Raw genomic sequence first — 8,587 nt, 5'->3', positions numbered from 1 at the left:
GCCAAGACCGTCGAGCAGCTGGACGACAACCTGGCCGCCACCGGCCTGGAGCTGACCGCCGAGGAGGTCGCCAAGCTCGACGCGGTCAGCGCCCTGCCCTCCGAATATCCGGGCTGGATGTTCGAACGCCAGGGCGGTTCGCGCCGGCCCAAGCCGTTCGTGGCGAAGTAGGCGCCTTGACTCCCCGTCCCCGCCCTGGCTCCCTGGCCCCCAGGTGAGCTGCGGCGGGCGGCGATGACATGAGCTCACCGTCGATCCCCTCGGCCAGCGGCCGAGGGATGTGTGGCTCCGCGTGAGCCCGGCCCCCACGACGGACCTCTTCCATGACCTCCCCCCGCGCCCTGTGGCGCGATCCCGATTTCGCCCGGCTGTGGGCGGCCCAGGCCGTGTCCAGCTTCGGCGCCCGCATCACCCGCGAGGGCTTGCCGATCCTGGCGGTGACCACGCTTTCCGCCGCCCCGGCCTCGCTCGGCGTGCTGGCCGCCATCGCCAATGGCGCGGCCCTGGTGGTGGGCCTCAGCGCCGGCGGCTTCGTCGATCGCCGCGCGCGCCGGCCCGTGCTGATCGCCGCCGACCTGGCCCGCGCCCTGGTGCTGATCTCCATTCCCCTGGCCGCCGCCCTGGGCCAGCTGTCGATCGCCCAGGTGTTCCTGGTCGGCGGCCTGGTCGCCAGTTGCAGCGTGGTGTTCGACATGGCCAGCCACGCCTATCTGCCCGGGGTGGTCGGCCCCGACCGGCTGGTGGAGGGCAATTCCCGGCTGGCCACCACCGAGTCCCTGGCCGAGATCGGCGGCCCCGCCCTGGCCGGCCTGCTGTTCCAGGTGCTCAGCGCACCCTTCGCGCTCGCGGTCAACGCCGGGACCTATCTCGCCTCGGCCGGATTCCTGTCGCTGATCCGCCGCCATGAGCCCGCCCCCGAGCCCGAGCCCCCGGCCCACTGGACGGCCGAGGTCACCCAGGGGCTCAGCCTGGCCTGGGCGGAGCCCCGGGTCCGCGCCCTGTTGCTGATGGGCCTGGTCCAGGGGCTGTTCGGCGGGGTGTTCTCGGCCCTCTACATCCTGTTCGCGCTCAAGACCCTGCACCTGCCGACGACGGTGCTGGGCCTGGCCATCGCCTGTGGCGGGGCTGGCGCCCTGCTAGGCGCGGGTCTCGGGCCCTGGCTGGCGAAGCGTATCGGCGCAGGGCCGGCGATCATCGTCTCGATCACTGGCGCCAGCCTCTCGGCCATGGCTATCTCTCTGGCCCCCACCGACCGCGTCGGGGCGACGGTGGTGATGATCGCCACCCAGATCACCGGCGACGCCTTCGGGGTCTCGGCCAACCTCCTGATGATCAGCCTGCGCCAGGCCCTGTTGCCGCAAGCCGTGCTGGGCCGGGTGTCCGGCGCCTTCCAGGCCTCGGCCGGGGGGCTGGGGATCGTCGGCGCCCTGGGCGGCGGCTGGCTGGGCGGCGCCATAGGACCCCGGGCCGCCATCCTCGGCGCGGCCATCGGCTTCCTGCTGATCCCGCTGATCGCCGTCCTGTCGCCGATCCGCAAGGTGGGCGAGATCAGCGCCGGATCCGCGTCGACAGGATGATCGAGGAGGTGGTCCGCTCCACCCCCTCGATCAGGCCGATCTCGTCCAGCACCTGGTCCAGTTCCTCGATCGAGGCGGCGGCGACCAGGACGATCATGTCGAAGGGGCCGGAGACCGAGTGCAGGGCCTCGACCTGGGGCATGGCCCGCAAGGTCGCCTCGATGTGACGGGCGGCCTTGGGGGCGGCGGTGACCAGCACATGGCCGCGCACCCGGCGGCCGGCCAGGTCGTCGCCCAGGCGGATGGTGAAGCCGGCGATCACGCCCGCCGCCACCAGCTTGTCGATCCGCGCCTGGACCGTGGTCCGCGACAGGCCCAGCCGGCGGGCAAGCGTCGCGGTCGGCAGGCGGGAGTCGGCCTCCAGCAGGCGGATCAGCGCCTGATCGCGGGCATCCAGAGCCATTTCGGCGGTTGGACTTGGCATATTGCTTAGCCTCATTGGGCGATCTGGTCAGTCTGACTGTTCAAATCGACCGCCAAAAGCCCCAAGGTCAACCGAATTCATCGGGGAGACGGATCATGCGCGATATCGTGGTGGTGGGCGGCGGCAAGATCGGCGGCGTGATCGCCCAGATGCTGGCGGAGACCGGCGACTATGCGGTCACGGTCATCGACCGCTCCGCCGAGGCCCTGCGCGCGGTGGCGAACCTGGCCGGCGTCACCCCTCGCGTGGCGGACATCACCGACGCCGCCGACCTCGACGCGATCCTGGCCGGCGCCTTCGCCGTCTTGAGCGCCGCGCCCTTCCACCTGACCGGCAAGGTGGCCGAGGCCGCCGCCCGGGTCGGCTGCCACTATCTGGACCTGACCGAGGACGTCGCCACCACCCGCAAGGTCAAGGCCCTGGCCGAAACCGCTAAGGGCGCCTTCATTCCCCAATGCGGCCTGGCGCCCGGCTTCATCTCCATCGCCGGCGCCGAGCTGGCCCGGGGTTTCGACGGCGTCGAGGAGTTGCGGCTTAGGGTCGGCGCCCTGCCGCGCTATCCCTCCAACAGCCTGGGCTACAATCTGACCTGGTCGACCGAGGGCGTGATCAACGAATATTGCGAGCCCTGCGAGGCCCTGGTCGAGGGCGAGCTGCGCGAGCTGCCGGCCCTCGAAGGGCTTGAGACCTTCAGCCTCGACGGCGTGACCTATGAGGCCTTCAACACCTCCGGCGGCTTGGGCAGCCTGGCCGAGGTGCTGGCTGGCAAGGCCAGGAACCTGAACTACAAGTCGGTCCGCTATCCCGGCCACTGCGCCCTGATGCGCACCTTGCTCAACGACCTGAACCTGCGCGCGCGCCGCGACCTGTTGAAGGACGTGCTGGAAGGCGCGGTCCCCGGCACCGAGCAGGACGTGGTGGTGTTCTTCGTCACCGCCTCGGGCTGGCGCAATGGCCGGCTGATGCAGGAGAGCTATGCCGGCCGGGTGATCGGCGAGCATCACGGCCGGGGCTTCTGGAGCGCCATCCAGGTGACCACGGCGGCCGGCATCTGCACCGTGCTCGACCTCCTGGCCCAGGGCCGCCTGCCGCAACAGGGCTATGTCCGCCAGGAAGAGATCGCGCTTTCCGACTTCCTCGCCAACCGCTTCGGCCGCGCCTATGCCCAGGGCGAGCCGGTGCGCACCCCGACGCTGGCCCAGGTGGCCTGAGCCGCGTCCGCGCGTATAAGCCTCGCCCGAGGAGAGTCCCCATGAACGCCCATGTCCGTCCCCTGCCCGCGCCGCGCGATGACGCCCTGGCCACCCTCGCCCGGCTGGGCGTCGACCTCGCCCGCCATGAGGGCCGAGGCGTTGAGGCCCGCTCGCCGATCGACGGGAGCCTGGTCGCCGCCCTGCGCGCCAACACCAAGGCCGAGGCCGACGCGGCCATTGAGGCCGCGCACACCGCCTTCCTGACCTGGCGCAATGTTCCCGCGCCGCGCCGCGGCGAGTTGATCCGCCTGTTCGGCGAAGAGCTGCGCGCCGCCAAGGACGACCTCGGCCGCCTCGTCGCGCTTGAGGCCGGCAAGGTGACCTCCGAGGGCCTGGGCGAGGTCCAGGAGATGATCGACATCTGCGACTTCGCCGTCGGCCTGTCGCGCCAGCTGCATGGCCTGACCATCGCCACCGAGCGTCCCGGCCACCGGATGATGGAGACCTGGCATCCGCTCGGCGTCTGCGGGATCATCTCGGCCTTCAATTTCCCGGTCGCCGTCTGGTGCTGGAACGCAGCGCTCGCCCTGGTCTGCGGCGATCCTGTGGTCTGGAAGCCCTCCGAAAAGACCCCGCTGACCGCGCTCGCCGTCCAGGCGGTGTTCGAGAAGGCGCTCGCCCGCTTCGGCGACGCCCCCGCCAATCTGTCGGCCGTGCTGCAGGGCCAGGCTGATATCGGCGCCGCCCTGGTGGCCCATCCCAAGGTCGCGCTCGTCTCCGCCACCGGCTCCACCCGCATGGGCCGCGCCGTCGCCCCGGTCCTGGCGGAGCGCTTCGCCCGGGCCATACTGGAACTGGGCGGCAACAACGCCGCCATCGTCGCCCCCTCCGCCGACCTGGAGCTGACCGTGCGCGGCGTGGCCTTCTCGGCCATGGGCACCGCCGGCCAGCGCTGCACCACCCTGCGCCGGCTGTTCGTCCACGAGAGCATCGCCGACACCCTGGTCACCCGGCTGAAGGCCGCCTACGCCTCGGTCGCCGTGGGTGATCCGCGCGAGGCGGGGACCCTGGTCGGCCCGCTGATCGACGAGGCCGCCTTCGCCGGCATGCAGGCCGCCCTGAAGGAAGCCGAAACGGCTGGCGGCGTGGTCCATGGCGGCCAGCGCGTCGAGCGCGACGGCGTCTATGTGCGCCCCGCCCTGGTGGAGATGCCCTCCCAGTCCGGCCCGATGCTGCGCGAGACCTTCGCCCCCATCCTCTATGTGGTCCGCTACAAGGACCTCGCCGAGGCCATCGCCTTGCAGAACGCCACGGCCGCCGGTTTGGCCTCTTCGATCTTCTCCACGGATCTCCGCGAGACCGAGCTGTTCATCTCGGCCCAGGGCTCGGACTGCGGCATCGCCAATGTGAACATCGGCCCCTCGGGCGCCGAGATCGGCGGGGCGTTCGGCGGCGAAAAGGAGACCGGCGGCGGCCGCGAGTCCGGTTCCGACGCCTGGCGCGCCTATATGCGCCGCGCCACCAACACGGTGAACTACTCCTCCGCCCTGCCCCTGGCCCAGGGCGTCAAGTTCGACATCTGACGGAATGCGGGTGGGCTCAGCCCACCCCGATCCATCCGGCCGGCAGGGTCGAGAGCGTGACGCCGACCAGGATCATCTGGTCCCCATGGCCCATGTCGACCACGGTGTCAGCGCCGACCTGGGACAGGGTGTAGGTCGTGCCGGGATCGAGCTGGACGTGGTCGCCCTCTGCGGCGGAGAAGTCGATCACCCGGTCTATGCCGGCGCCGGAGAAGGATCGGAACACATCGGCCCCGGCCCCGCCGCTGATGGTGTCATTGCCCCGGTCGCCATAGATCAGGTCGTCGCCGGCCCCGCCCGAGACGCTGTCATTGCCCTGGCCGCCCCGCACCCAATCGGCGCCGTCGCCGCCTGAGATCGTGTCGTCGCCGAGGTTGCCGTAGACGATGTCATTGCCGGCGTCGCCATAGAGGACGTCATTGTCCTTGCCGCCGACCACCCAGTCGTCACCGGCGTTGCCATGGGCGGTGTCATTGCCGGCGTTGCCGTTGATGTCGTCGAAGCCCGAGCCTCCGGAGATGGAATCGTTACCCTCATCGCCGCGCAGATAGGTTGTTCCGCCAGCGACGCTGATTGAGTCATCCCCACTTCCGCCATAGGCGATGGCCCCGTCACTGCCCCCGGAGATTGTATCCGCGCCGTCACCACCGAGCAGCGAATCGTGACCGCCGCCGCCATTCAGGACATCATTGCCGGCCCCTCCGTCCAGCAGATCGACACCACGCCCGCCTGTGAGCGTGTCCGATCCAATCGCACCATAGAGGTTGTCGCCAGTTTCGTTTGCTTGGACGTTGAGCTTGAGATTGGCGGCGAGATCGATCACCTCAAATCCTGTTGGAGTTTCCAAGAGGAGCTGACGGCCATGATCGCCAATCAGCATCTTCCCCCAATTCCCCAACAGGTCCGCTCCCTGAACGACCGTGCTGACCTGAAGATCTCCCACCTCGGTCCAGCTGTGGGTGTCGAACACGCGGACGGTGTCAGACACGGCGTCCCACAGAAGAAGCTGGTGGCCGCCGTCATTGAATTTCACACCGACAATTCGGCCCGCCGACTGAAGGTTCGAAAGATCCTTTACGAGCTTAAATGAAAAATCGAAGACTCTGAGATCGGTGTAGGTGTCGTTTACACCCAGTCCAGAAGCCTCGTTCAGATCAGCGCGACCTACATTGAATGTCCCATTGCTTCCGAGATCAACCATACTGCCAAATGCCGCAATCTTATCGGTCTGCGCATCAAACAATGACATAGGCGCATCGCTCTGATTTCCCCAAAGCATTAGCACATAGTGCCGATCTTCAGAGGGAATGAGTGATGTGCTCTGGTTTACCGTGAACTTCTGACCGACATACGAGATTTCGCTTGTTGAAAAAGGGCTGGCGAAAGGATCGAACTGTCGCAGCGGGACCCGCCCAGAGCCTGCAAACCGTGTTGTCACAAGAGCGGCGTTTTGGCCGATGAAGGCCAGGTCGCTCACGCCCACTTCATACTGCCACTCCGTCTTGAACGTCAGCGTCTTGGTCGAAAGATCGTCCAAAGATACAAGATAGATGCTGTCTAGGTTCGCGCCGGTGAGACTTCCCGCGGGTTGCGGCAGCGCCGAGTACTGCTGGTCGCCAATCAGCAGGCTATTTCCGTCCGGCGAGATATCGATCGCGGATAGGGTTCCGCCCAGATGTGCGAGGTCTGTCAGAGCGCCAGACCCGAGGTCGAAGGCGTACAGGTCGCCGTCGGTCGTCGTCATGTAGGCTTTGTCATGCTGGGGATCGAAGACCCAGTCCTGCATGTTACGAAGGGTATATTGACGCCCCACGCGCAGTCCTCCCGAGGGGCCGGTCGCCCGCGCGACAGCCCGTGCAGCTACAATTTCGACGGCCCGTAAGCGGAGCGGTACAATTTGAGATTGAAACGGTTGGAGCCGTCAAGACCCAACTGAAGGTCCTGAGACATGGGCGCGACCCTGCCGCCCGCCGAGGCGACACGGCAGTTTGCGCAATCTTGCTATCTCGACGATGGCCAGGGGCCGCGACCGCCCCGCTTACCGCGTGAACTTGTGGAACTTGATCCGGTGCGGGATCAGGCTGTCGGCGCCCAGGCGGCGCTTCTTGTCTTCCTCATAGGCTTCGAAGTTGCCCTCGAACCACTCGACGTGGCTGTCGCCCTCGAAGGCCAGGATGTGGGTGGCCAGGCGGTCCAGGAACCAGCGGTCGTGGGAGATGACCACGGCGCAGCCGGCGAACTCGTCCAGCGCCTCCTCCAGGTTCTGCAGGGTCTCGATGTCCAGGTCGTTGGTCGGCTCATCGAGCAGGATGACATTGCCGCCGGTGGTCAGGGTCTTGGCCAGGTGGACGCGGTTGCGCTCCCCACCGGACAGCTGGCCGACCTTCTTCTGCTGGTCGCCGCCCTTGAAGTTGAACGAGCCCACATAGGAGCGCGTGTTGATCTCGCGCTTGCCGACCGTGAGGATGTCGAGGCCTTGCGAGACCTCCTGCCAGATGGTCTTGGCGGGATCCAGCGCGTCGCGGCTCTGGTCCACATAGGAGAGCTTCACGGTCTCGCCCAGGCGGAAGGTCCCGCCGTCGGGCTGTTCCTGGCCGGTGATGATCCGGAACAGGGTCGACTTGCCGGCGCCGTTGGGGCCGATCACGCCGACGATGCCGTTGGGCGGCAGCTTGAAGGACAGGTTCTCGAACAGCACCTTGTCGCCATAGGACTTGGAGAGGTTGTCGGCCTCCAGCACCACGCTGCCCAGGCGTGGGCCCGGCGGGATCTGGATGGTGGCGAAGGTCTGGGCCCCCCGGGCCTGTTCCTGTTCGCGGACCATCTCGTCATAGGCGGCCAGGCGGGCCTTGGACTTGGCCTGGCGGGCCTTGGCGCCGGAGCGGACCCACTCCAGTTCGCGGGTCATGGCGCGCTGGCGGGCGTCGGACTCCGAGTTCTCCTGCACGATCCGCTTGGTCTTCTGTTCCAGCCAGCCGGAATAGTTTCCCTCGTAGGGGATGCCCTTGCCGCGATCGAGCTCCAGCGTCCACTTGGTCACCTGATCCAGGAAGTAGCGGTCGTGGGTGACGAGGATCACGCAGCCCGGGAAGACTTCCAGGTGATGCTGCAGCCAGGCGACGCTCTCGGCGTCCAGGTGGTTGGTGGGCTCGTCCAGCAGCAGCATGTCGGGCTTGGACAGCAGCAGGCGGGCCAGCGCGATCCGGCGGCGCTCGCCGCCCGACAGATTGTCGACTTTCCAGTCGTCCGGCGGGCAGCGCAGGGCGCCCATGGCCATCTCGATGCGGCTGTCGATGTCCCAGAGATCGCCGGCGTCGATCTTCTCCTGGAGGGCGGTCATCTCCTCCATGAGCTCGTCGGTGTAGTTTTCGCCCAGCTCGACGGCGATGGCGTTGTAGCGGTCGAAGATCTTCTTCTCATCGCACCAGGCGATGGCGTTCTCCCAGACATTGAGGTCGGGATCGAGGTGGGGCTCCTGCTCCAGATAGCCCATCTTCACGCCGTCGGCGGCCTTGGCCTCGCCGCTGAACTCCTTGTCCACCCCAGCGATGATCTTCAAGAGGGTCGACTTGCCCGAGCCGTTGACCCCGACCACGCCGATCTTGGCGTCCGGATAGAAGGACAGCCAGATGTTCTCGAACACCTTCTTGCCGCCGGGGTAGGCCTTGGTCAGGCCCTGCATCTGGAAAATATATTGGGCTGCCATGGGGGGCTCGATCGTCTCGAAAAGCTAGGGCGGGGAGTTGGCCGCTCAGATAGCCGTCCAAGAGCGCGAGGGCAACGGGCCGTACGCCAGGGCCGCGTCTGGAA

Annotated in this window: 6 protein-coding genes; 3 read left to right on the top strand and 3 right to left on the bottom strand. The window is 67.5% G+C overall.

What is annotated here, in order from left to right; genetic code table 11:
* The first annotated feature begins 323 nt into the window (after positions 1–323).
* The gene (locus Q7P21_RS17185) at positions 324–1,577 is read left to right on the top strand and encodes an MFS transporter (protein ID WP_304172109.1); all 1,254 of its coding nucleotides are present in this window, start codon (positions 324–326) and stop codon (positions 1,575–1,577) included.
* Here Q7P21_RS17185 and Q7P21_RS17180 read toward each other — a convergent pair.
* Positions 1,549–2,001, bottom strand: a complete 453-nt coding sequence (locus Q7P21_RS17180; protein WP_304178071.1) for an Lrp/AsnC family transcriptional regulator — start codon at positions 1,999–2,001, stop codon at positions 1,549–1,551. The genes Q7P21_RS17185 and Q7P21_RS17180 overlap by 29 nt on opposite strands.
* A 95-nt stretch (positions 2,002–2,096) precedes the next feature.
* Here Q7P21_RS17180 and Q7P21_RS17175 point away from each other — a divergent pair, with 95 nt between their 5' ends.
* Both Q7P21_RS17175 and Q7P21_RS17170 read left to right on the top strand, forming a co-directional pair.
* Positions 2,097–3,212, top strand: coding sequence for a saccharopine dehydrogenase family protein (locus tag Q7P21_RS17175; protein ID WP_304178069.1), 1,116 nt, complete (start codon positions 2,097–2,099; stop codon positions 3,210–3,212).
* Between the two features lie 41 nt (positions 3,213–3,253).
* Positions 3,254–4,777: an aldehyde dehydrogenase family protein gene (locus tag Q7P21_RS17170; RefSeq protein WP_304178067.1), complete on the top strand. Its 1,524-nt coding sequence runs from the start codon at positions 3,254–3,256 to the stop codon at positions 4,775–4,777.
* Positions 4,778–4,793: 16 nt separating this feature from the next.
* On the opposite strand, the gene Q7P21_RS17165 is transcribed toward Q7P21_RS17170, so the two are convergent.
* Positions 4,794–6,563, bottom strand: a complete 1,770-nt coding sequence (locus Q7P21_RS17165; RefSeq protein WP_304164124.1) for a calcium-binding protein — start codon at positions 6,561–6,563, stop codon at positions 4,794–4,796.
* 252 nt (positions 6,564–6,815) lie between these two features.
* Positions 6,816–8,483: an energy-dependent translational throttle protein EttA gene (gene ettA, locus Q7P21_RS17160; RefSeq protein ID WP_304178065.1), complete on the bottom strand. Its 1,668-nt coding sequence runs from the start codon at positions 8,481–8,483 to the stop codon at positions 6,816–6,818.
* Positions 8,484–8,587: the final 104 nt, after the last annotated feature.

The sequence above is a fragment of the Phenylobacterium aquaticum genome (genome assembly GCF_947378715.1).
Taxonomy (GTDB): Bacteria; Pseudomonadota; Alphaproteobacteria; order Caulobacterales; family Caulobacteraceae; genus Phenylobacterium; species Phenylobacterium aquaticum_A.
Note: the sequence above shows the minus strand (reverse complement) of the source record. Positions and strands in the feature narration are given on the sequence as shown.

Bases quoted from the DNA above. Each gene is read 5' to 3' on its own strand.
- ettA (WP_304178065.1), bottom strand. From the start codon at position 8,483: ATGGCAGCCCAATATATTTTCCAGATGCAGGGCCTGACCAAGGCCTAC.
- Q7P21_RS17180 (WP_304178071.1), bottom strand. From the start codon at position 2,001: ATGCCAAGTCCAACCGCCGAAATGGCTCTGGATGCCCGCGATCAGGCG.
- Q7P21_RS17185 (WP_304172109.1), top strand. From the start codon at position 324: ATGACCTCCCCCCGCGCCCTGTGGCGCGATCCCGATTTCGCCCGGCTG.
- Q7P21_RS17175 (WP_304178069.1), top strand. From the start codon at position 2,097: ATGCGCGATATCGTGGTGGTGGGCGGCGGCAAGATCGGCGGCGTGATC.
- Q7P21_RS17170 (WP_304178067.1), top strand. From the start codon at position 3,254: ATGAACGCCCATGTCCGTCCCCTGCCCGCGCCGCGCGATGACGCCCTG.
- Q7P21_RS17165 (WP_304164124.1), bottom strand. From the start codon at position 6,563: ATGCAGGACTGGGTCTTCGATCCCCAGCATGACAAAGCCTACATGACG.